At 38.5% G+C, this 23267-nt stretch carries 23 protein-coding genes; 1 reads left to right on the top strand and 22 read right to left on the bottom strand.

The window, feature by feature from the left end; all coding sequences use genetic code 11:
- Positions 1 to 35: 35 nt before the first annotated feature.
- The 4 genes from B9N79_RS02625 to mce all read right to left on the bottom strand — a co-directional run bounded on the left by B9N79_RS02625 (position 36) and on the right by mce (position 4168).
- A complete protein-coding gene (locus B9N79_RS02625) occupies positions 36 to 926 on the bottom strand; it encodes a nitrilase-related carbon-nitrogen hydrolase (protein ID WP_046217836.1) in 891 nt (296 codons plus the stop codon).
- Between the two features lie 142 nt (positions 927 to 1068).
- Positions 1069 to 2190, bottom strand: coding sequence for a tripeptidase T (locus B9N79_RS02620; RefSeq protein ID WP_046217837.1), 1122 nt, complete (start codon positions 2188 to 2190; stop codon positions 1069 to 1071).
- A gap of 27 nt (positions 2191 to 2217) precedes the next feature.
- Positions 2218 to 3759 carry an acyl-CoA carboxylase subunit beta gene (locus B9N79_RS02615; RefSeq protein WP_372450202.1) on the bottom strand — a complete coding sequence of 514 codons (1542 nt, stop codon included), beginning with the start codon at positions 3757 to 3759 and terminating at the stop codon, positions 2218 to 2220.
- Positions 3752 to 4168, bottom strand: a complete 417-nt coding sequence (mce, locus tag B9N79_RS02610; protein WP_046217838.1) for a methylmalonyl-CoA epimerase — start codon at positions 4166 to 4168, stop codon at positions 3752 to 3754. Before mce ends, B9N79_RS02615 begins: the two co-directional genes overlap by 8 nt.
- Positions 4169 to 4308: 140 nt before the next feature.
- Between mce and prli42 the strand changes: the two genes are divergently transcribed.
- A complete protein-coding gene (gene prli42, locus B9N79_RS25970) occupies positions 4309 to 4404 on the top strand; it encodes a stressosome-associated protein Prli42 (protein ID WP_019391577.1) in 96 nt (31 codons plus the stop codon).
- A gap of 30 nt (positions 4405 to 4434) precedes the next feature.
- On the opposite strand, the gene B9N79_RS02605 is transcribed toward prli42, so the two are convergent.
- From B9N79_RS02605 to yqiS, 18 genes are all read right to left on the bottom strand, one after another.
- Complete coding sequence (locus B9N79_RS02605; RefSeq protein WP_046217839.1) at positions 4435 to 4875, bottom strand: GNAT family N-acetyltransferase; 441 nt, start codon at positions 4873 to 4875, stop codon at positions 4435 to 4437.
- A gap of 22 nt (positions 4876 to 4897) precedes the next feature.
- Positions 4898 to 5704 carry a M15 family metallopeptidase gene (locus tag B9N79_RS02600; protein WP_046217840.1) on the bottom strand — a complete coding sequence of 269 codons (807 nt, stop codon included), beginning with the start codon at positions 5702 to 5704 and terminating at the stop codon, positions 4898 to 4900.
- A 90-nt stretch (positions 5705 to 5794) separates the two neighbouring features.
- Positions 5795 to 6313, bottom strand: a complete 519-nt coding sequence (locus B9N79_RS02595) for a L,D-transpeptidase (protein WP_046217841.1) — start codon at positions 6311 to 6313, stop codon at positions 5795 to 5797.
- An 80-nt stretch (positions 6314 to 6393) separates the two neighbouring features.
- Positions 6394 to 7347, bottom strand: a complete 954-nt coding sequence (locus B9N79_RS02590) for an aromatic acid exporter family protein (RefSeq protein WP_019391573.1) — start codon at positions 7345 to 7347, stop codon at positions 6394 to 6396.
- Between the two features lie 131 nt (positions 7348 to 7478).
- Positions 7479 to 8195 (bottom strand): amino acid ABC transporter ATP-binding protein, encoded by a 717-nt coding sequence (locus tag B9N79_RS02585; protein ID WP_019391572.1) that lies wholly within the window; start codon positions 8193 to 8195, stop codon positions 7479 to 7481.
- On the bottom strand, positions 8188 to 8847 hold the full coding sequence (locus B9N79_RS02580; RefSeq protein ID WP_040056762.1) for an amino acid ABC transporter permease: 660 nt from the start codon (positions 8845 to 8847) through the stop codon (positions 8188 to 8190). The genes B9N79_RS02585 and B9N79_RS02580 overlap by 8 nt, the downstream gene beginning before the upstream one ends.
- Before the next feature lie 37 nt (positions 8848 to 8884).
- A complete protein-coding gene (locus tag B9N79_RS02575; protein ID WP_026009492.1) occupies positions 8885 to 9640 on the bottom strand; it encodes a transporter substrate-binding domain-containing protein in 756 nt (251 codons plus the stop codon).
- A gap of 263 nt (positions 9641 to 9903) precedes the next feature.
- On the bottom strand, positions 9904 to 10341 hold the full coding sequence (locus B9N79_RS02570) for a BrxA/BrxB family bacilliredoxin (RefSeq protein ID WP_019391569.1): 438 nt from the start codon (positions 10339 to 10341) through the stop codon (positions 9904 to 9906).
- Between the two features lie 101 nt (positions 10342 to 10442).
- Complete coding sequence (gene meaB / locus B9N79_RS02565) at positions 10443 to 11450, bottom strand: methylmalonyl Co-A mutase-associated GTPase MeaB (RefSeq protein WP_040056763.1); 1008 nt, start codon at positions 11448 to 11450, stop codon at positions 10443 to 10445.
- A complete protein-coding gene (gene scpA, locus B9N79_RS02560) occupies positions 11451 to 13580 on the bottom strand; it encodes a methylmalonyl-CoA mutase (RefSeq protein ID WP_040056764.1) in 2130 nt (709 codons plus the stop codon).
- Positions 13544 to 15229 carry a methylmalonyl-CoA mutase family protein gene (locus tag B9N79_RS02555; RefSeq protein WP_048896872.1) on the bottom strand — a complete coding sequence of 562 codons (1686 nt, stop codon included), beginning with the start codon at positions 15227 to 15229 and terminating at the stop codon, positions 13544 to 13546. Before B9N79_RS02555 ends, scpA begins: the two co-directional genes overlap by 37 nt.
- A gap of 77 nt (positions 15230 to 15306) precedes the next feature.
- Positions 15307 to 16566 carry a dihydrolipoamide acetyltransferase family protein gene (locus B9N79_RS02550; protein ID WP_046217844.1) on the bottom strand — a complete coding sequence of 420 codons (1260 nt, stop codon included), beginning with the start codon at positions 16564 to 16566 and terminating at the stop codon, positions 15307 to 15309.
- A 14-nt stretch (positions 16567 to 16580) separates the two neighbouring features.
- Entirely contained in the window at positions 16581 to 17564 is a 984-nt protein-coding gene (locus B9N79_RS02545) for an alpha-ketoacid dehydrogenase subunit beta (RefSeq protein ID WP_019391564.1), read from the bottom strand.
- A gap of 13 nt (positions 17565 to 17577) precedes the next feature.
- A complete protein-coding gene (locus tag B9N79_RS02540) occupies positions 17578 to 18570 on the bottom strand; it encodes a thiamine pyrophosphate-dependent dehydrogenase E1 component subunit alpha (RefSeq protein ID WP_019391563.1) in 993 nt (330 codons plus the stop codon).
- A gap of 18 nt (positions 18571 to 18588) precedes the next feature.
- Positions 18589 to 20010, bottom strand: a complete 1422-nt coding sequence (gene lpdA, locus B9N79_RS02535; protein ID WP_040056766.1) for a dihydrolipoyl dehydrogenase — start codon at positions 20008 to 20010, stop codon at positions 18589 to 18591.
- A 6-nt stretch (positions 20011 to 20016) separates the two neighbouring features.
- Positions 20017 to 21123 (bottom strand): butyrate kinase, encoded by a 1107-nt coding sequence (gene buk, locus B9N79_RS02530; protein ID WP_372450207.1) that lies wholly within the window; start codon positions 21121 to 21123, stop codon positions 20017 to 20019.
- A 118-nt stretch (positions 21124 to 21241) separates the two neighbouring features.
- Entirely contained in the window at positions 21242 to 22345 is a 1104-nt protein-coding gene (gene bcd, locus B9N79_RS02525) for a branched-chain amino acid dehydrogenase (RefSeq protein ID WP_019391560.1), read from the bottom strand.
- On the bottom strand, positions 22345 to 23262 hold the full coding sequence (gene yqiS, locus B9N79_RS02520; RefSeq protein ID WP_019391559.1) for a phosphate butyryltransferase: 918 nt from the start codon (positions 23260 to 23262) through the stop codon (positions 22345 to 22347). The genes bcd and yqiS overlap by 1 nt, the downstream gene beginning before the upstream one ends.
- Positions 23263 to 23267: the final 5 nt, after the last annotated feature.

The following is a 23267-nucleotide window of genomic DNA, read 5'->3' as shown; positions in this document are numbered from 1 at the left end:
TACACACCTTCTTTTTCTAGAATAAAAATCGTTTGTTACGGAAGAAGCGATGTCATTTCTTCATATGTTTCAGGACGACGATCTCGGTAGAATTGCCAAGCATCTCTTACCTCTTGGATAAGCCTGCGGTCTACCTCACCAATGATGACTTCATCACGATCTCTGCTTCCTGTTGCAACAAAACGACCGCGCGGATCTACTAAATAAGACTGACCGTAAAATTCCCCCATATTCCAAGGGGCTTCAAATCCGACTCTGTTAATTGCTCCAACGTAATAACCGTTCGCAACAGCATGTGCAGGCTGCTCTAGCTTCCACAAATATTCGGATGTACCAGCAACAGTTGCTGATGGATTGAACACAATTTCTGCTCCTTTGAGACCAAGCACTCGAGCTCCTTCTGGAAAATGACGATCATAGCATATATAAACGCCGATTGTGCCATAGGCTGTCTTAAAAACCGGATACCCTAAATTTCCAGGCTTGAAGTAAAACTTTTCCCAAAATCCATATCCTTCTTCCCCAGCCCCAACGTGGGGGATATGCTGCTTTCGGTATTTTCCTAAATATGTTCCATCAGCATCAATAACAGCTGCTGTGTTATAGTACGTAGCGACTCCTACACGCTCATAAATCGGTAAAACAATAACAACGTGTAATTCTTTTGCAAGTTCTATAAATCTTTTTGTTGTAGGACCTTCTGGAATTTGTTCAGCTGCACTATACCATTTTGGATTTTGCTCAGAACAAAAATAGGGCCCATAAAAGATTTCCTGCATACAGATAATGTTGGCCCCTTTTTCCTTTGCTTCTCTCACAAGCTTTATATGTTTTTCAATAGCCGCTGCTTTGTGAACTTCAACAGGTTCACTTCCTTCCACATTGTGCGATGCTTGAATAAGTCCAATTTTTATTGTGTCCATCATGCTTCCCCCTTTTTGTCTAAGTGTCTAAATTTTCTGAAATTAATATTTATTCTACTAGAATCCTTTCTTTTGTACACTATACAACATGTAAAATAAAAAAAGAGAGCACTACACATTATGTACAATGTGTAGTGCTCTTTTTTTAACAACTTACTTCTTGAATAAGAGCAAGTACAAGTTCACTTGTTTTTACAAGTTCTTCAATTGGCATTTTCTCGTTTGTTGTATGAATATCTTCATATCCAACAGCTAAGTTAACCGTTGGAATACCGTGACCAGCAATCACGTTTGCATCACTTCCACCACCGCTGTGAAGAAGATGAGATGTTCTACCAATGCGATCAACTGCTTTTTTCGCCACTTCAACAACATGATCTCCATCTTTAAATTTGAAGTTTGGGTACATAACCGTCACTTCTACTTCTGCTCTTCCACCCATTTCTTCTGCTGCTTCTTCAAACGCTTTTTTCATTTTTTCGACTTGGGCTTCCATCTTTTCGCTTACAAGTGAACGAGCTTCTGCTAGAATATGGACTTGGTCACAAACAATATTTGTTTGTGTTCCACCTTCAAAGCGACCGATGTTTGCTGTTGTTTCTTCATCAATGCGGCCAAGCGGCATTTTTGAAATAGCTTTAGCAGCAATTGTAATAGCTGAAACACCTTTTTCAGGAGCTACTCCAGCATGAGCTGTTTTACCGTAGATTGTTGCCTGAACCTTCGCTTGAGTTGGAGCCCCAACAATAATATCGCCTACTTTTCCGTCACTGTCTAACGCATATCCAAACTTTGCTGTAATCATGCTTGGATCTAATGCTTTCGCTCCAACAAGTCCTGACTCTTCTCCAACAGTAATAATAAACTCTACTGTTCCATGCTCAATTCCTTCTTCTTTAATAACTTCCAAAGCTTCAAACATTGCAGCAAGACCTGCTTTATCATCCGCTCCTAAAATCGTTGTTCCATCACTTTTAATATAGCCATTTTCAATTTGTGGCTTAATTCCTTTACCAGGAACAACTGTATCCATATGAGATGTGAAATAAATTGTATCAACGCCTTCTTTTGTACCTTTTAAAGTACAAATTAAATTGTTCGCTCCATGTCCTGTTACTTTTTTGGCATTGTCTTCTTTTACTTCCACGCCAAGTGATTCGAATTTCTCTTTTAGTACTTTTGAAATTTCACTTTCATATTTTGTTTCAGAATCTACTTTGACAAGTTGTAAAAATGTGTCTACTAAACGTTGTTCATTAATTTTCATTATGTACTCCTCCTTAGTTTGTAGGTGTTACAGTGGAATATTTCCATGTTTTTTCGCTGGACGCTCTTCTTTTTTGTGACGAAGCATTTCAAGTGCCTTCTTCAATTTTATTCGCGTTTCTCTTGGGTCAATAACGTCATCAATCATCCCAAGACTTGCAGCAACAAAAGGATTTGCAAATTTTTCTCGGTATTCTTCAATTTTGCTTTTTCTTGTTTCTTCAGGATTACTGCTATTAGCGATCTCTTGAGCGAAGATGATGTTTGCAGCTCCTTCAGGCCCCATAACGGCAACTTCAGCATGAGGCCATGCGTACACGAGATCTGCACCTATTGCTTTGCTGTTTAGAGCAACATACGCTCCACCGTACGCTTTACGTAAAATAACGGTTAACTTGGGTACTGTTGCTTCTGAATAAGCATATAAAATTTTTGCTCCATGTCTTATGATACCACCATGCTCTTGTTTTACACCAGGAAAGAACCCTGTTACATCTTCAAGCGTGATAAGCGGAATATTAAAACAGTCACAAAAACGAATGAAGCGAGCAGCTTTATCTGAAGAATTAATATCAAGTCCACCTGCCATAATGCGTGGCTGATTGCATACTAATCCAACTGTTTTCCCTTCTATTCTAGCAAGGCCAACAACAATATTTTTCGCAAAATCCCGGTGAACTTCAAAAAAGGTGTTATGATCTACAATTTCTTGAATCACAAGGCGAATATCATAAGGGCGTGTAGGATTATCTGGTACGATATGAAGTAAATTTGGACGATCATCATTGGAAGATTGAACAGTAACACATGGTGGTTGTTCATGATTATTTTGAGGTAAATAAGACAGTAATTTCCTGACATTTGCTAATGTTTCTTCTTCACTTTGAGCTGAAAAATGAGCGTTTCCGCTTATGGCGTTATGAACATGTGCACCTCCTAAGTCTTCTGCAGCTATTTTTTCTCCTGTTACAGTCTCAATTACTTTTGGTCCTGTTATAAACATTTGACTTCTCTCTTCGACCATAAAAACAAAATCAGTAATTGCAGGAGAATAAACAGCTCCTCCAGCGCAAGGGCCCATAATAACGGATATTTGAGGAATAACGCCTGAGTAAATGACGTTTCGATAAAAAACATGACCATACCCATCAAGAGATGCTACTCCTTCTTGAATGCGAGCTCCTCCCGAATCATTCAATCCGATAAAGGGAACTCCTGTTTTAGCCGCTAAGTCCATTACATGCGTAATCTTTTTTGCATGCATTTCCCCAAGCGCGCCTCCAAAAACGGTAAAATCTTGCGAAAATAAATAAATAGGTCTTCCCATTATTTTCCCATACCCCGTCACAACACCTTCACCAGGGGCTTCTTTTTCATGAAGACCAAAATCATGACAACGATGCTTTATAAAAGGATTAAGTTCTACAAAAGAGTCCTCATCAAGAAGTAAATCAATCCGCTCTCTTGCTGTTAACTTATTCTTTTTATGCTGTTTCTCAATAGCCTCCTTACCACCTCCAAGTTCAACTGCTTCCTTCTTGTCGTGAAGACGATAAAGTTTTTCATACACGCTGATCTCCCCCTTTTTCACAAAGCTCAATAAGTACTTTATGTGTTGAAGATGGATGTAAAAAAGCAATAAGAGCGCCTCCCGCTCCTATTCTCGGTTTGTTATCAATCATTTTGATACCTTTGCTTTCAAGCTCTCGTATTTTCGCTCTTATATTTTGAACCCGAAAAGCAATATGGTGAATACCTTCTCCTCTTTTATTTAGAAACGAAAAAATAGCTCCCCTTTGTGCTAATGGTTCAAGAAGTTCAATTTTAACTGATGACGTCTCTAAAAAAGCTACTTTTACACCTTGACTTTCCACAATTTCCTCCCCAATTAGAGTAAGACCCAGCAGGTTCTCATACACATATAAAGCGCTTTCAATTGAATAGACAGCAATTCCAATATGATCTACTTTTTCAATCATTGCATCCTCCTTATCATTATCGTATTCTTTCTATATCTATTCTATATGTTTCTCTTTTTTCCTTTTATATCACATCGCTTGTCGAATGCTTCAGGACAAGCTACAATGTAGACAAACAAGAGACAGGGAGTTGGCCGAAAGTGTCTAATAAGAAAATCCAAAAAACAATTGTAATGATTATGCTTGGTATTATGATTCTTTCTACCATTATGATTGGTATTAGCACATGGGTATAAAAAAATGGACCTTACTATAAGGTCCATTTTCTATAGAGATAAGGAGTAATAAAAATAGTGATCGTCTTTTTGATAGCCCAATTTTTCATATAGATGCTGAGCACGAGCGTTATCTTTTGCTGTTTGCAAAACAATTGAATCTTTCTTTTCTTTTTTGCCGTACTCCTTTACTTCTTGTAAAAGAGCGGCACCTACTCCGCTTCCTCTCGTTTTTTCTGTAACGTACAAATCATTTAAAATAATGGTTCTCTTTATTCCAATTGAAGTAAAAGAAGGATACAGCTGAGCAAAACCTACAGCTTCACCTTCCTCTAAAGCTAAAAAGATGACAGATTCCTTGTTGTGTAAACGTTCATAAATAAAGCGTTCCGCAGCTTTTATATCACTTTTTTGTTTATAAAAAACACGATATTCATTAAAAAGAAGGGCTACCTTTTTATAATCTGTTACACAGGCTTTTATAATGTGCATAATTCCCCTCCGCCATCTCTTTTTATCTACTAGCTTCTTCTAATGTTAATTCTTGTTTATATAGATAAGCAGCAGGTTCCTTCCCTACATACCGAATATGCCATGGTTCATAAGAATACCCTGTTTCCTCTTCTTTTCCTTTTGGATAACGAATAATATAGCCTTGCTTGTAGGCATTCTCTTTAAGCCACTTTCCTTCTTCTGTTTCCCCAAATTGCTCTGTTAAAAGAAAGTTTGCTGACTGAGAAGAAACATCCATTGCTAAGCCTGTTTGATGTTCACTTGTTCCAGGAACTGCGCTGACTTTTTTTGTTTCCGCTTCTCCATACTCCTGTACATGCTGATTAAATACAGTAATTTGACGGTCATAAGAACGATAACCTGAAACAGCATAAAGCTTAATCCCTTCTTTTTCTCCTTCAGCAAATAACTTCTCAAGTGCTTCTGCAGCTTCTTGTCGTAAATACTTTTTCTCCGCCTCTCCGCTAAAGGAAAATTCAACGTTAGGAACGACAAGATTCTGTGGGACAAATCCTTCTGGGAGACTTCGTTTTTTATTGACAACAAGCAACAAAGAATTAGGATTCGAAATAACTGATACTCCTTGAACTTTTTGATCAATTGTTTCCGAAAGAGTAGGAAAAGCAGGTTCACGTTTTTTCTCCTCTTTCTGCTCGCTTGTTTTGGTGTCCGTAGGCTCTTCCTTTTGAAAGTTAAAAGCAAAAATAAGAACAATAGCTAAAATAAAAAAGAGAAAAAACAGTAAAAATAAACGCCCAAAAATCCCCCTGTCTCTTCTCATACTACGCTGAACCGGCTTCTTCTCCATACGATAGCCCTTTCCCTATTTAGATTTTGTGCTTATAGTTTATATCCTACAAGAGAGAAGAAGCAACTTTTTTTTTGAAATTTTTACAAATTAATTTTTATGCCTTAATGTTTTGACTTCCTCTATTAAAACTTGAAAAGGCACGTCTTCTTTTACAATATAAACGCTCGTTCCTTTAGGGACGTTTTCGTATAACCATTCTACATTTTCATTTGAGAGTCTAATGCATCCGTTTGTTACATATTGACCAATTGAGCTATTTTGATTTGTTCCGTGAATACCGTAAATTCTACCATCTGTTTCACGAGCGTCAAATCCAATCCACCTTGTGCCAAGAGGATTTTCAGGGCTCCCTCCTTCAATATCATTTTTCCGATAATATGGATTTTCAGCTTTCACTATAACGGTAAAAAGACCTTCTGGCGTTAGCTCTTCTGTTTTCCCAGAAGCAGCATCCACAACTTTTATAATATTATCTCCTTTAATAAACGCAGCTTGATTGATAGCTTTATTTACAATAACAAGCGGTTCTAGTTCTTGCTGATAAGCATGTGACGGAAAGAGTACAAAAGAGCAAAGTGCTAAACATAAAAACCGTAGAAGTTTCAAAAAGACTCCTCCTTTTTGCGGTTATTCTTCACTTTTCTCGTTATTCTCATACAAAAAAAGCAAGCCTTTTCGGCTTGCTTCTATATGTCTACTTTTAATGATTCTTTTGCTATTAAATATTGCTCCATCTCTTTCATAAATCTGTAAAGCTGTGCTCGTGCTTCAAATTCTTCACGCGTTTGGGGAAGCGGCATCTTTCGAAATTCTTTTGCAAGACTTTCAAGCTTCAGCAAAAACAGCTTTGCTGTGTTTCCTGGGTGAATGGAAAGACTAAGTTCTTCCATAAATGCTCCAATCATCTGACGCTGTTCGACCATTGGTTCAATTGATGTAACAACAGGTAGAATGCGTTCAATAATTTCGAACTGTTTTTCACGTGTCTTGAAATAGTGATAATAGTAATTTTCGGTGCGGCGAAAATGATTTTCAACATCCCTAAAAGACAAACTTTTTGCTTTTGCTAAAATATTAGCTGTTTCGGTAATCTCCTGTCCCATCCACTGACTTTCATTCTTTTGTAAGTAAGATGCCATCTCTCCTAATATTTTCTTGAAATTATCTTCGATTTGGCGTTGATATGTTTTGAGCTGTCGATCTAAGCTTGGCATGTAAAGGTTAGCTATGAGTGCTACGCCAATTCCTGTTAAAATAATTCCTATCTCGTTTAGGATAATACGCCATGTCACTTCACCGAATGAGTAAATATGCAAGATAATAACAGAACTTGTTACGATTCCTTCACTAACTTTTAAGAGAACTGTTGTTGGAATAAAGAAAAGAAGAAGAAGACCAATTGAGGCTGGGTTATACCCGATTAGCTCAAAGAAGATAAAAGAAAAACCCATTGCAATCATACATGCCACAAGACGTGACCATGCACTTTGAACAGATTGCCTTGTTGAACTTTTCACACAAAGGATCGTCAAAATCCCTGCTGAAACAAAATTATCAAGGGACAAAAGCTGGGCAATAAAAATTGCAAGCCCTGTTCCAACTGCTGTTTTCAGCGTACGATAGCCAATTCGAAATTTCATGTTTTGCATACTCCTATAAGTTTAAAATAACTTCTTTCAATTTGTATCACGGAATCAAAAAACGCGCAATAGGTTCTCTTTCATATTCTAAAATAAAAAGGGAGTTACTTCGTAAAGTAACTCCCCTACTTTTATAAAACTTTTTCTAAAAATTCCTGCGCTCTTTCTGTTTTTGGTGCTGTGAAAAACGCTTCAGGTTCTCCTTCTTCAACAAGAAGACCGTTATCTAAAAAGAAGACTCTGTCAGCTACTTCACGAGCAAAACCCATTTCATGTGTAACAATCGCCATCGTCATGCCTGTTTGGGCAAGAGATTTCATAACTTCGAGCACCTCTTTTACCATCTCAGGATCAAGAGCTGATGTTGGTTCATCAAAAAGAATGGCCTCAGGCTCCATCGCGAGCGCTCTCGCAATTGCAACACGCTGTTTCTGTCCTCCTGAAAGTCTGTTTGGATAAGCATCTGCTTTATTTGCCAAACCTACTTTTTCAAGAAGTTCTTTTCCTAACTTGATTGCCGATTCTTTTTCAACACCTTTAACATTAATAGGTGCATACGTTACATTCTCTAACACTGTTTTGTGTGGGAAAAGATGAAAATGCTGAAATACCATGCCGATATTTTGACGAATTTTCATCGCATTTTTTTCCGTTATCTGTTCCCCATTAATTTCCACAAGTCCATCAGATGGTTTTTCAAGTAAGTTAAGGCAGCGAAGGAACGTTGATTTTCCTGAGCCAGAAGGTCCAATGATTGCCAAAACTTCCCCATTTTTAATTTCTGTTGTAATTCCTTTTAATACATGTGTTTTACCGAACGATTTGTGTAAATTTTCAACCTTAATCACTTTTCTTCAGTCTCCCCTCGAGCTTTCTTCCGAGAAGCGTTAAAATCATAACCATCACATAGTAGATAAGACCAGCTACTAGAAGCGGCTCTAGGTAAGAGTACAAATCTCCTCCAACGATATATGCCCTACGCATAATATCTGTGACACCAATTACGGTTACAATTGCCGATTCTTTTGTTAATGAAATAAATTCGTTCATAAGCGCTGGTAAAATATTTTTCAGTGCTTGGGGCAAAATAATGTGTCGTAATGTTTTTTGAGGTGGAACTCCTAAAGCCATTGCAGCTTCTGTTTGACCTTTGTCAACCGCTTGGATGCCTGCACGGATAATTTCTGAAATATAAGCAGCAGAGTTTAAAGCAAAAGCGGCCACCGCTGCTGGGTATGCTTCAATTTTGATGCCTGTTAATTCAGGAAGACCTGTATAAATAATAATAAGCTGTAATACAAGTGGCGTTCCTCGAAAAACAGATGTATAAATATTTGCAAGCCAAACAAGAACTTTAAATCTACTAATCTTACATAGTGCTAGAATAATTCCAAATACAAAGCCGATTAAAGCGGCTAAAACAACAATCTGTAGCGTAACCTGTATCCCTTGTAAAATGTAAGAGATGGAAGGTCCGAGCTGTTGGAAATCTAGATTCATTGTATCCCTTCCTCTCTACTCTTTTCTTCGTCTTTCATTATTTGTTAAACCATTTTTGAATTAGTTTATCAACTTCACCGTTCTCTTGTTTTTCTTTTAGAACGCGGTTAAATTCTTTTGTTAATTCACTGTCTTTCGGGAAAGCCATTGCCATTCCTGCATCGTCTCCGCCTTCCATCACAGTACCGTTTAGTTCTTTATCTTTTTCTAAATACCCTTTTGCCACATTATCTTCAATAATGGCTGCGTCAAAACGTCCCGCTTTCATCTCTGATACAAGCTGTGGAATACGATCGCGTGATTCAATTGTTAGATTAACATTTTTCTTCGCTTCTTTTGCTGCATCTTCTTGAATAGAAGAAGTTTGAACTCCAACTGTTTTCCCTTTTAAATCTTCAATTGATTTAATGCTTTTATCTGTTGTTACAATCATGTTTTTGTTTGTGTAATAAATTTCTGAGAAATCAACGTTCTTTTTACGCTTCTCAGTTGGTGTCATACCTGATAATACAAAATCAACTTGATCTGATTTTAAAGCTGTAATAAGTCCGTTAAATTCCATATCTTTTACTTCTACTTTATATCCAAGCTCTTTTGCTACCATTTTAGCAAGATCAATGTCAAAACCGACAACTTCTTCACTTTTACCTGTATCTACATATTCAAATGGAGGGTAGTCTGCTGACGTTCCCATAACTAATACTTTTTTATCTTCGCTATTTTCCTTGCTTCCGCACGCTGAAAGAAGGCCAACGATTAATACGAATACAAATAATAAAGACCATTTCTTCATCACGATAAATCCCCCTAAAATATAAATAATTAATCATATGATTTGATAACTTTTATTATTCTACTATATATTTTGTATTATAACGGAAGTTTATAATTATGCAATATATTTTTTAAATATAAATTTGTTTTTTCATAGTTTCCCTCATATAACAACCAATTAACACCCTTGTATATTAGATATTTAAGAAGCACACTTATAAAAGTAGTAATTTTATGCAAAAAAAAAGAAGAACGATAATCATCGTTCTTCTACAAAACTATTTATACTTCTTCACAGTGTTTTTCAAATGCTTCTTGCAGCTTCATCACAACTTGCATTGGTTCATGACCTTCAATTTCGTGTCTTTCAACCATTGAAACAAGTTTTCCGTCTTTTAAAAGAGCAAATGATGGAGATGATGGCGGATAGTCTGTAAAATACTCACGAGCACGTGCTGTTGCTTCCTTATCTTGACCAGCAAAAACCGTAACAAGACGTGTTGGCCGTTTGTCATAGTGAACAGAGTGAGCTGCTGCTGGACGAGCAATGCCGCCTGCACACCCACAAACAGAATTCACAAGAACAAGAGTTGTTCCTGATTGAGCAAATGTATCTTCGACGTCTTCTGGCGTTGTAAGCTCAGCATATCCTGCGGCTACTGCCTCTTGACGTGCTTGTCTGACAACATCATTCATAAATAAATTGAAATTCAAATCCATTGTGTGCTGTTCCTCCTTATTGACCGTTTTTCTCTAACACTTTAAACGAGTCTTTTCTCTTTATCTTAGCAACTTTTATAAAAGAACACAATGAGAATGGATTAGTCACAGCGTTCATTTTTAGCGGCCCTTTTTTCATAAAGGTGAATAAGCTCATATGCTCCCTCTAGTGCGGTTAAGCTTCCATGCTCTGTTCTTGTTTTAATATCATAAAAATATTTTTTCACTTCTTCATTTTCATAAAAAGAATTCCATAAATACTCTCTCACAAGACTTTCTAACCAAGCATTTGACTGCTTCATTCTATTTTCATAAAAAAGGTGTCTTTCTTTCATGTATGTTTTAAACTCACAAATGATATCCCATATTTCTTCTATTCCTTCATTATCTAATGAAGAGCACGAAACAGCTTTAGGCTCCCATCCGTCTTGATTGCTATGCAATAAATGAAGAGAAAGCTCATACTCTTTTTGAGTGAGGAGCGCTTGTTGTTTATTGTTCCCATCCGCTTTATGAACACATAGAAGATCTGCAAGCTCTAAAATTCCTCGTTTCATCTGTTGAAGCTCGTCTCCGCCTCCTGTTAAAACAAGCAGAATAAAAAAGTCAACAAGCTCTCGAACCTCTGTCTCGCCTTGCCCAACTCCTACTGTTTCAACAAAAATAACGTCATATCCTGCTGCTTCACATAAAAGGATGCTTTCTCTCGTTTTATAGTGAACGCCACCAAGCTTTCCACCAGATGGAGAAGGTCTAATAAACGCTCTCTTGTTTCTTGCTAATTCACTCATTCTTGTTTTATCTCCTAAAATACTTCCTCCTGAAACAGTGCTGCTCGGGTCAACTGCCAATACCGCAACATGATATCCATTGTTACAAAGATATGTTCCAAGCGTTTCAATAAACGTACTTTTTCCTGCCCCAGGAACGCCGCTTACCCCAATTCTAATTGAGTTTCCAGAAAGGTGGTGAATAGCTTTTAGAATAGCTTCGGCCTTTTTTCTATGTTTTGCTGCATTACTTTCTATAAGCGTAATGGTTTGAGCTAAGAGAGCGCGATTGCCATTTTTAATTCCTTCTATATATTCACTAACCGTTTTCTTCCTCACCTACTCCCCCTCAATTCTTTTTATAATCTCTTTTAATACGTTCTCAGCAGCTTCTGGAATAACGGTTCCAGGCCCAAAAATAGCCGCTGCTCCTTCTTTATATAAAAAAGCGTAATCTTCCTTTGGAATCACTCCACCTACAATAACAACAATATCTTCCCGTCCTTGTGCTTTTAACTCGCTCATTAATTTTGGAAGTAATGTTGTATGTCCTGCTGCAAGCGAGCTCATTCCGATAACATGAACGTCATTTTCAATTGCTTGACAAGCTGTCTCTTCAGGAGTTTGAAAAAGAGGACCAATGTCAACATCAAATCCTAAATCTGCAAAAGCACTGCCAATGACTTTTGCTCCTCTGTCATGCCCGTCTTGCCCCATTTTCGCGATTAAAATGCGCGGTCTTCTTCCTTCTTCTTCATAAAATAGAGAAGTTTGCTTACGAACATTTGCAATCTTCTCTTTCTCTGAAAATGAGTGGCTATAAACACCGCTGACTGACTTTGTTACAGCTTGAAAACGGCCACTCATTTTTTCAATAGCGTACGAAATTTCACCGAGCGTTGCCCGAGCTCTAGCAGCCTCAACAGCAAGCTCTAGTAAATTTCCCTTTCCTGTTTCAGCTGCATTTGTTAAAAGAGAGAGCGTTTCGTTTACTCGTTCTTCATTCCGTTCTCTTCTTAATGTTTGTAGCCTAGCCATCTGCTTTTCTCTTACTTTTGTGTTGTCAATTTTTAAAATTTCAAGTGGATCTTCGTTTTCATTTTTATACTTATTAACACCGACAATTACTTCTTCGCCTGAATCAATTTGAGCTTGACGTCTTGCAGCTCCTTCTTCAATTTTCAGCTTAGGCCATCCTGCTTCAATAGCTTTTAACATTCCGCCAAGTTCATTCATTTCTTTTAGATGCTCTCTCGCGCGCATAATAAGCTCATTTGTTAATTTTTCAACATAGTAAGAACCGCCCCATGGATCAATCACATTTGTAATTCCTGTCTCTTCTCGGAGATAAAGCTGAGTTGTTCGAGCAATCTCGGCTGAAAAATCCGTTGGAAGCGCGATTGCTTCATCAAGCGCATTTGTGTGAAGAGATTGTGTGCCACCCAAAACCGCAGAAAGAGCTTCAAGACACGTTCTTGCTACATTGTTAAACGGATCTTGTGCTGTTAAACTCCAGCCAGATGTTTGTGAATGTGTCCGAAGCATAAGTGATTTTGGATTTTTCGGCGAAAACGGCCCAATCAGCTCCGTCCATAGAAAACGCGCGGCTCTCATCTTAGCTATCTCCATAAAATAATTCATGCCAATTCCCCAGAAAAAAGACAATCTTGGAGCGAAAGAGTCAATATCAATACCAGCTTCTATTCCTGTTTTAACGTACTCTAAACCATTTGCTAGCGTGTAAGCGAGCTCCACGTCTGCTGGTGCTCCTGCTTCTTGCATATGATATCCTGAGATGCTAATGCTATTAAACTTTGGCATATGTTTAGATGTGTAGGAGAAAATATCTGCAATAATTTTCATTGACATCGTTGGAGGATAAATATAGGTATTGCGAACCATATACTCTTTTAAAATATCGTTTTGAATTGTGCCTGAAAGCTTCGCACGCTCAACTCCTGCTTCCTCAGCAGCCACAATATAAAAAGCCATAACAGGAAGCACTGCACCGTTCATTGTCATCGACACAGACATCTTATCAAGAGGAATACCGTCAAATAAGATTTTCATATCCAAAATGGAATCAACCGCAACCCCTGCTTTGCCAACATCACTTTCAACACGTGGATGATCAGAATCATATCCTCGATGTGTTGCAAGATCAAAAGCAATGCTAAGCCCCTTTTGTCCCCCTGCAAGGTTTCGCTTGTAGAAGGCGTTGCTTTCCTCAGCTGTGGAATAACCTGCATACTGTCTTATTGTCCAAGGCTTTGTTGTATACATTGTAGGATATGGACCTCTCACATATGGAGAAACTCCTGGCGCTGTATGAAGATGTTCAAAGTTCTCTTCGGTATACATGTTGTAAATATCAATGTTTTCTACTGTTTTTCTTGTTTTAAGAGGTGCGGGTAAAATCTTCTCTTCATGTATTAAGAACGGTTTTTTGAAGGAAGGTCTTTTGTACATGCTTCGTCTCCTTTCAACGTTTCTATAAACAAAGCAAGCTTTGATAAAATATCCTCTTCTTTACATAAAAAGATACTGGATTTTCGAGGCGATTCATCCAACGCAAAAACAATTCGTTTATCAAACCGAAATAGAGAAGGAAGATCGAACTGTTGATACAGTTCATTTTTGCCGCATAAAATATAGAAAGGTGAAAAATCTTCTTTTAAAAAGCTTTTTAAATCTTCTACTGTCGATAACATGGCACTTTCCTGCACCATAAATCCAACAGATGTAAATATTCTAGAAAAAAATGCGATTTCTTCCTGTTCTTTATGAAGAAGTAATAATGTAATGTTTCGTTTAGAAGGTGGTAAGGTAGCTAATATGCTGCTTCTTAGTTTTTCATAAGGAAATGCTCTTCTGTTTTCGTTTGAAATAAAGAGAGGTGGATTTTCCGTTCCATTTATATAATCTGTTGTTCCAACAATTGAAATATTTCCCTTTTGAATTTCCCTTTGTTCTTTTTCATGTATAATCGCTATTTCTCGCTGCCATATTCCTTTTTTTAACGTATTAGCCATTCCTCCATCTTTTTCGATCGTTTGAAAATGAATCCAAGCTTTTTCGGCAAACTCTGTTGTTAAACTTTCAAGATAATAGGACCCCCCACCTCCGTCTAATACATAGGAAATTCCTGTTTCATAATAAAGAATGTGATGAAGGTTAAGAGCCATCCGAACCCCAAGAGATGAATTTTGCTCATAAGGCTCAATATATAAACTATCAACTCCTCCTAATAGAGCTGAAAGAGATTCTGTTGTTGTACGAAGTAAGTTTGCATAAGTCATGTAGGCTGTTTTATTACGAGAAGATGTTTTAGCATGAATATGTGGAAAGATAGAAGTTGGATTAGGAATGTGAAAACATTCTAGAAGATGAATCCAAAGCGCTCGAAATGCCCTGATTTTTGCTATTTCTTGAAAAAATTCGTTACTTATAGAAAAAGTGAATGCTATTTTTTGTGCGGTTTTTTCAGGCGATATTCCGCGTTTTGCAAAAGCATCTATATAATCACTTGCAACAGCAATAGCACTTGCAAGCTGCTGAGTAGCGGTCGCTCCATCTTGTTCATATGTAGAGGCATCTACAATAAGCAGTTTCCTGCTTTCTTCTTTATCAATATAAAAAAGAGGCAAAAGCTCGTCATAAGCTTTCTCTAATAAAAAAGAAGATGAAGCATAATATTCACCAAGCGGGTCGCTCCCAATGACGCCTTTCATTTGTAGGGAAGCGTATTTTTGAAGAAAAGGAACTAAATTTAAAGAAGGTTGCTTAATAAAAAAATAAGAATCTTTTTTTATTATATTTTCTAGATATGGCGATGCGTCAATGTTTTCATGTAAGTAAAGAAAACGAGCTTCCTCTTCGTCACGTTGATAAGACGAAAAGTCTTCTGGTATGAGTGCAATCCTCCATGGCTGTTCACTATACGGACTAGAACGATGTGTTCTTGTAAAAAGGGATGGAGCCGCTCCCTTCCAGTAAAGGGGTTCAATTTTGATTGAATCAAGGGTCTGTGAACAAATAGACTCCCATTCCCTGTCTTTCAATGTTTTTTTAGCTAGTGAAAGCCAATCACTCTCTAAAACGCTTTCATTCTGCTTCATCACATTTTCCTCCTTCTTTATTCTCTATGATAAAGAAAGATAGCTTATATAAGCTATCTTTCTTGTTTTGAGAACTTTTAGTAAAGAGCTGTCTCGGATGAAATGTTTTCAATAATTTCTTTAATCCGCGCTAGAAATCTTCCGCAAACAAGACCGTCTAAGACACGATGATCTAACGATAAGCAAATGTTTACCATATCGCGAATTGCAATCATATTATTGATTACAACTGGACGCTTAACAATTGTTTCAACTTGTAAAATAGCTGCTTGTGGGTAATTAATAATTCCCATAGACTGAACAGAACCAAATGAACCTGTATTGTTCACTGTAAATGTCCCACCTGCCATATCGTCTGAAGTGAGCTTTCCGCTACGCGTCTTAGCTGCTAACTCACTAATTTCCCGTGCAATGCCTTTAATTGTTTTTTCATCAGCATGTTTAATGACTGGGACATATAAGGCATCATCTGTTGCTACAGCAATTGAAATGTTAACATCTCTTTTTTGGACAATCTTATCTCCTGCCCACATTGAATTCACTTCTGGGAATTCTTTAAGAGCTTGCGCAACGGCTTTTACGAAGAAAGCAAAGAACGTTAAATTGATACCTTCTTTTTCACGGAAGGAAGCTTTTACGCTCTCACGATAATTAACAAGGTTTGTTGCATCAACTTCAACCATTGTCCAAGCATGAGGTGCTTCGTGTTTGCTGCGAACCATATTAGAAGCGATAGCTTTACGAACAGAAGTAAGCGGAATTTCCTTGTCTCCATTGCTAACAGAAACAGGTGTGCTTTCTGTTATTTTAGGTGAATCAGGTGTTTTCTCGACGTTTGATTCTTGTTTTGGCTTTGTATCAGGTACGGAAGTCTCCGATTTGACACCGCCGCTATTAATGATTTTTGTTATATCTTTACGTGTAATACGGCCACCAGCGCCTGTCCCTACAACCTTTGTTAAATCAATATTATGTTCTTGTGAAAGGCGAAGAACTGCTGGTGAGTAGCGCGTTTTTGCACTATCGTCTTTTGGTTTTTCGCTTTCTTTTTCCCTTGGTTTCTCAGTTGTCTCTTCTTTATTCTCAGCTGAGGATCCTTCTACTTCGATATAACAAATAGTTTCGCCAACAGGAATTGTTTCCCCTTCTTTTGCAACAATTTCTGTAATTTTCCCTTCAAAGCTTGAGGGAACTTCTGCTGTTACTTTATCTGTTGTTACTTCTGCAATAGGATCGTATTTTTGAACTGTGTCACCGACAGAAATAAGCCACGATGAAATAGTTCCTTCTGTGACGCTTTCACCGAGCTGTGGCATCGTCATTTTTTCGATCGCCATTCTTTTCCCTCCTTTTAAAACTCTGCAAGCTCACGCATTGCTTTTTCAATTTTATCTGGATTCATCATAAAGAATTTTTCCATCGTTGGAGCATACGGCATTGCCGGAACATCTGGTCCTGCTAAACGTTTAATTGGTGCATCAAGATCAAACAAACAATTTTCTGCAATGATAGCCGATACTTCTCCAATAATGCTTCCTTCTAGATTATCCTCTGTTACAAGCAACACTTTTCCTGTTTTAGAAGCGGCTTCAATAATTGCTTCTTTATCTAATGGATAAACCGTTCTTAAATCCAAAACATGAACAGAAATACCGTCTGCTGCCAGCTTTTCTGCTGCTTGAAGGGCGAAATGAACACAAAGGCCATATGTAATGACTGTGATATCTTCTCCTTCACGCTTAACGTCTGCTTTATCAAGTGGCACAACGTACTCTTCTTCTGGAACTTCTCCTTTAATTAAGCGATATGCACGCTTATGCTCTAAAAACAGAACAGGATCGTCATCTCTAATAGCAGCTTTTAGCATCCCTTTCACATCATACGGTGTTGAAGGCATGACAATCTTAAGACCAGGCTGATTAGCGAAAACTGCTTCAACAGATTGAGAGTGGTAAAGGGCACCGTGAACACCGCCCCCATAAGGAGCACGAATTGTAATCGGACAATTCCAATCATTGTTGGAGCGATAACGAATTTTCGCTGCTTCTGAGATAATTTGGTTTACAGCAGGCATAATAAAATCTGCAAACTGCATTTCAGCAATTGGACGCATTCCATACATTGCAGCCCCTATTCCGACACCCGCAATAGCAGATTCGGCAAGTGGTGTATCCAGTACGCGAGCTTCTCCAAATTTTTCATAAAGACCTTGTGAAGCTTTAAATACGCCTCCTTTTACACCTACATCTTCTCCTAATAAAAATACTTTTTCATCTCTTTCCATCTCTTCTCTCATTGCGGCTGTAATAGCTTCAATATAAGAAATTACCGGCATTTTTCTTCCTCCTCTACTCACCGTATACGTATTTCAAAGCATGCTCTCCGTCAGCATATGCTGCTTTTTCAGCATAGTCTGTTGCATCATTTATAATATCCATGATTTCTTTTAGCAGATTTTCTTCTTTTTCGTCTGTTAGCAATCCTTCTTCGCGTAAATATGCTGCGAATTTAACAACTGGGTCATCTTGTTTTGCTGATTCAAGCTCTTCTTTTGCACGATAGCTTTTATCATCATCATCACTTGAGTGAGCTGTTAGACGATGTGAAACAGCTTCAATTAGTGTTGGTCCTTCCCCACTTCGTGCCCGATCAGCCGCTCTTTTCGTTGCTTCATAAACATCAAAAATATCTGTCCCGTCTACTGTATAACCAGGCATTCCGTATCCAGCCGCACGATCAGATACTTTTTCACATCCTAATTGCTTATCTGTTGGAACAGAAATCGCGTATTTATTATTTTCACACATTAAAATAACAGGTAACTTATGAACGCCTGCAAAGTTCGCTCCTTCATGAAAGTCTCCTTGATTTGAAGAACCTTCTCCAAATGTTACAAACGATACGAAGTTTTTCCCCTGCATCTTCGCTCCAAGCGCAATTCCTACTGCATGCGGAACCTGAGTTGTTACAGGAGAAGAACCTGTAACAATACGGTGCTTTTTACTGCCAAAGTGACCAGGCATCTGGCGTCCCCCTGAGTTTGGATCTTCCCCTTTCGCAAAGCTTGCAAGCATTAAATCACGAGTTGTCATTCCAAATGCAAGCACAACACCTAAATCACGATAATACGGCAAGATGTAATCTTCTTCCCGATTGAGCGCATACGCCGCTCCGATTTGCGTTGCTTCCTGTCCTTGACATGAAATAACAAACGGAATTTTTCCCGCTCTATTTAATAGCCACATGCGCTCATCGATTTTTCTTGATAAGAGCATTGTTCTGTACATTTCTAAAACATTTTCATCTGTTAAGCCAAGTGATTTATGGCGATTCTCTGCCATATAACCGCCTCCTTTAAATTAAAAGTGTATTGCTTTACCATCAACGCTAAGCGCTGCTTCACCAAGTACTTCTGATAAACTTGGATGCGGGTGCACCGCATGAGCCATTTCCCATGGTGTTGCATCAAGAACTTTAGCTAAACCTGCTTCTGAAATAAGCTCTGTCACATTTGGACCAATAAGATGGACACCTAATAAGTCATCTGTTTCCTTGTCAGCAATGATCTTTGCAAACCCTGATTCTTCTCCTGAGATCAGCGCTTTACCGACTGCTTGAAATGGAAACTTGCCAACTTTAACCTGAAACCCATTATCAATGGCTTCTTCTTCTGTTAAACCAACGCTTGCAGCCTGTGGTGAACTGTATATACATCTCGGGATATCTGTCGAACGCATCAGTATAGGCGTTCGTCCAGCGATATGTTCAACTGCTTTTATTCCTTCATGTGAGGCAACATGTGCAAGCTGAAGACCACCGATAACATCACCAATCGCGTAAATATGTGATTCTTTCGTTTGATAGTATTCATTTGTCATAATAAAACCTCGATCAAGTTCAATGCTTGTATTTTCGATTCCTATTCCTTCTGTATTTGCTTTTCTTCCAACAGATAAAAGAAGTTTTTCACCTTTAAACGTTTGCTTCCCATTACTTGTTTGAGCTTCAATTACAACTTCAGCTTCTTTTTGAAGCGTTTCTGGTAGCACTTCTGCTCCTGTTACAATTTCAACCCCTCTGCTTACTAAAGCACGGTGCATCTCTTTTGATACATCCTCATCTTCTGTTGGGAGAATACGTTCGCTATATTCTACAATTGTGACCGAAACTCCGAAGTCACATAACATTGAGGCCCATTCAACTCCAATTACGCCTCCTCCAACAATAATGATGGATGTTGGCAGGTTCTCCATTTTCAGCGCCTCATCTGACGTAATCACTTTTTCTCCGTCCACCTCAAGGTTTGGTAGTGTATTAGGTCTTGAACCCGTTGCTAAGATGACGTTTTTAGGAATGAGTACTTCGTTTTCATCTCCGTTTGTAAATTCTACTGAAATAGAACCTGCCATTGGTGAGAAGATGGACGGTCCAAGCATGCGTCCTGTTCCTTCATATACGTCGATTTTTCCTTTATTCATCAAATATTGAACACCGCTATAAAGCTTTTCTACAATTTGTTCTTTTCGCTGTTGAACTTTTGAAAAGTCAAGCTCCACTTGTGTTGAAAGGATTCCATAATCTTCGCTATGTTTAGCTGTTTGAAAGACTTCTGCACTTTTTAAAAGCGCTTTGCTTGGAATACACCCTGCATGAAGGCATGTTCCTCCAAGTTTATTTTTTTCTACAATTGCCGTTGATAAGCCAAGCTGTGACGCGCGAATGGCTGCTACATATCCACCTGTTCCGCCTCCGACAATGACCACATCGTACTCTTTTGACAACGTAGTTCACCTTCTTTTTGAAAAATTTGTATTCACTTCTATTTCTTTTGGATATTTTTTTGCCCGTTCTTCTCCTCGAAGCACCCGAAGCGCTCCTTCTGTTAAGGCTTGAAGTTCATTTTCACCAGGATAAACACTAACATCTGCTATCCAGCTTGTTCGTTCTGTAATATTAGCTACAAGCTCTTTTCCATATGCAAGTCCGCCTGTTAATAAAATGGCATCTACTTTTCCTTTAAGTACAGTACTTGCAGATCCGATTTCTTTTGCTACTCCATAGCCCATAGCTTCAAAAATTAAGCGAGCTTTTTCATTTCCCTGTCGAATCATCTCTATCACTTTTACTGCATCATTTGTTCCAAGATGGCCATAAAGTCCACCTTGCCCAACAAGCATTTTCATCACTTCTTCACGGTAGTACTCTCCTGAAAAACAAATGCGAACTAAATCTCCAGCAGGAACCGTTCCTGCACGCTCTGGACTAAATGGACCATCCCCGTGGAGACCATTATTTACGTCAACGACTTTTCCGTGGTTATGTGCCCCAACGGTAATTCCTCCACCCATATGAGCAATGATTAAGTTAAGCTCCTCATACTTTTTATGAACCGTTTTAGCATACCTTCTTGCTACTGCTTTTTGGTTCAAAGCATGAAAAATACTCGTTCGTTCAATGCCAGGAAGTCCTGAAACACGAGCTAGATCACTTAGTTCATCAACAACAACAGGATCTACAATATAAGCCTTAATATTTAGTGACTGAGCAATGTAGTGAGCAATAATGCCTCCTAAGTTTGAAGCATGCTGTCCTGCATATCCTACTTTCAAATCTTCTAGCATTGCTTCATTAACGGTATACGTACCGCCTTCAATAGGACGCAGTAAGCCACCACGTGCACAAACCGCATCGATTTTTGATAAGTTAATTCCTTCTCTATGAAGAAGCTCAACAATTTTTTGCTTTCTGAAATCATACTGATCATTGATTGTCTCAAAAGGAGCTAATTCTTCATGATTATGTCGAATTGTTTCTTCAAAAAGCGGTACTTCATCGTGAAACACCCCAATTTTTGTTGATGTGGAACCAGGGTTGATAACGAGTATACGATACATAGATTGTGCCAAAGCAGATCCCCCTTAGTGTGAAGTGACGCTCAAATAAGCTATGTAATATTCTCCTCTCCCAATGAGAAAGAGGGGATAAGGGCGTCACCATCCCTCCCCTAATTTGTTACATTCTGGAGCGACGTGTTAATATATGATGTTCATTTTGTAGAAATTGGCTTCGTGAATTTCTCATCCGAGCAATTCGTTCCTCTGCTAAGCGATCTGCTGCTTTGTATGAAGGGATGTTATCTCGCTCTGAGATTGATAATATTCTTTCAATGTTGTCATAGACGCCTTCTACTTTTTTTAAAGCACGCTCTCTGTTATAGCCTTCTAGTTCATCTGCAACATTGATAACTCCTCCTGCATTAATAACATAGTCAGGAGCATAAATGATCCCCATTGTATGAAGCGCATCTCCATGTCGAGACTCTTTGAGCTGATTGTTAGCAGCGCCTGCAATAACTTTTGCTTTCAGTTTTGGAATTGTTTGATCATTAAGCGTCGCACCTAACGCACAAGGAGCATAAATATCGCATTCTACACTATAAATGTCATCTATCTCAACAGCTTTTGCCCGAAACTCTTCCACAGCACGTTTTACAGCCTCTTTATTTAAATCTGTTACGATAAGCTTTGCACCTTCATGATGCAGGTGTTTGCATAGATGATAAGCTACATTGCCTACCCCTTGGACAGCAACCGTTTTTCCTGCCAAACTATCGCTTCCAAATGCTGCTTTCACCGCTGCCTTCATTCCTTTGTAAACTCCATATGCCGTAACAGGAGAAGGGTTACCAGAGGAGCCGAACGCAGGAGAAACGCCTGTAACATAGTTTGTTTCTTGATAGATAATATCCATATCTTCCACTGTTGTCCCAACATCTTCTGCTGTAATATAGCGACCGTTAAGTCCTTGAATGTAGCGACCAAATGCTCGAAACATTTCCTCATTTTTATCCTTTTTTGGGTCCCCAATAATAACAGTCTTGCCTCCGCCTAAATTCAAGCCTGCTGCTGCATTTTTATATGTCATTCCTCTTGCTAATCGGAGTGCATCTTCTATCGCATCTTCTTCAGAAGCGTACGTCCACATTCTTGTCCCCCCTAATGCTGGACCAAGGGTTGTATCGTGAATTGCAATAACAGCTTTTAAGCCAGACTGCTTATCTTGACAGATAACAAGCTGTTCATAATCATACTTCTCCATATAGCTGAAGATTCCCATCATGTTTCCTCCCTGCTTTCATGTTGTGAAATACAAATGGCTAAGGCTAGGGAATGAAGTTTGCTCTCGGCTGAATCTGCTCTAGATGTTAAAACAATAGGAGCTTTTGCTCCAGCGATAATCGCGCCCACTCTTGCTTTAGCGAAATAGATAAGCGATTTGTATAAAATATTCCCTGATTCAATGTTTGGAGCCAGTAAAATATCGGCACGACCAGCTACCTTTCCACCAATTCCTTTATGCTCTGCAGCATAAGGTGAAATAGCATTATCAAGTGCAAAGGGACCTTCAACAAAACAATTTGTTTCCTGGTGAAACATTTCTACAAGCTCTTTTGCGTGAAGGGTTGCGGGCATGTTTTGGTTCACAACTTCAACACTTGCTAAAACAGCTACCTTTGGATAATCCAAACCGATCGCATGGGCTACAGAAACTGCGTTTTTTATGATTTGACTTTTTTCCGAAACAGTTGGGGCAATATTCATTGCCGCATCTGTAATAATGATTGGTCGTTCATATATCGGCACTTCAAACAAAGCAACATGAGACAATACTCGACTTGTTCGCAAGCCAAACTGTTTGTCTAAAGCTGCTTTCAAAATGGTTTTAGTAGGGATATTTCCCTTCATCAAAACGTCTGCTGTCTTGTTGTGAACAGCTTTAACAGCTTTATAAGCTGCTTCTTCAGCAGATGTTGCTGAAATAATATTAATCGCTTTGTTGTTCAAAAGATCAGAATCTACACGCTCTATCAAAGAAAGAAGTTTTTTTTCATCGCCATAGAGTTGAAAATGAGCTACTTCATTTTTGTTTGCTTCACGAATAGCTTTGATAACTTCCATATCTTCCGCAGCAGCTACTGCTACTGTTACTCTATTTTCTTTTGCTTGGGCAATCAGCCTTGTGAGAGTACTCATAAAAT

The sequence above is a fragment of the Priestia filamentosa genome, assembly GCF_900177535.1.
GTDB classification, from domain to species: domain Bacteria; phylum Bacillota; class Bacilli; order Bacillales; family Bacillaceae_H; genus Bacillus_I; species Bacillus_I filamentosa.
Note: the sequence above shows the minus strand (reverse complement) of the source record. Positions and strands in the feature narration are given on the sequence as shown.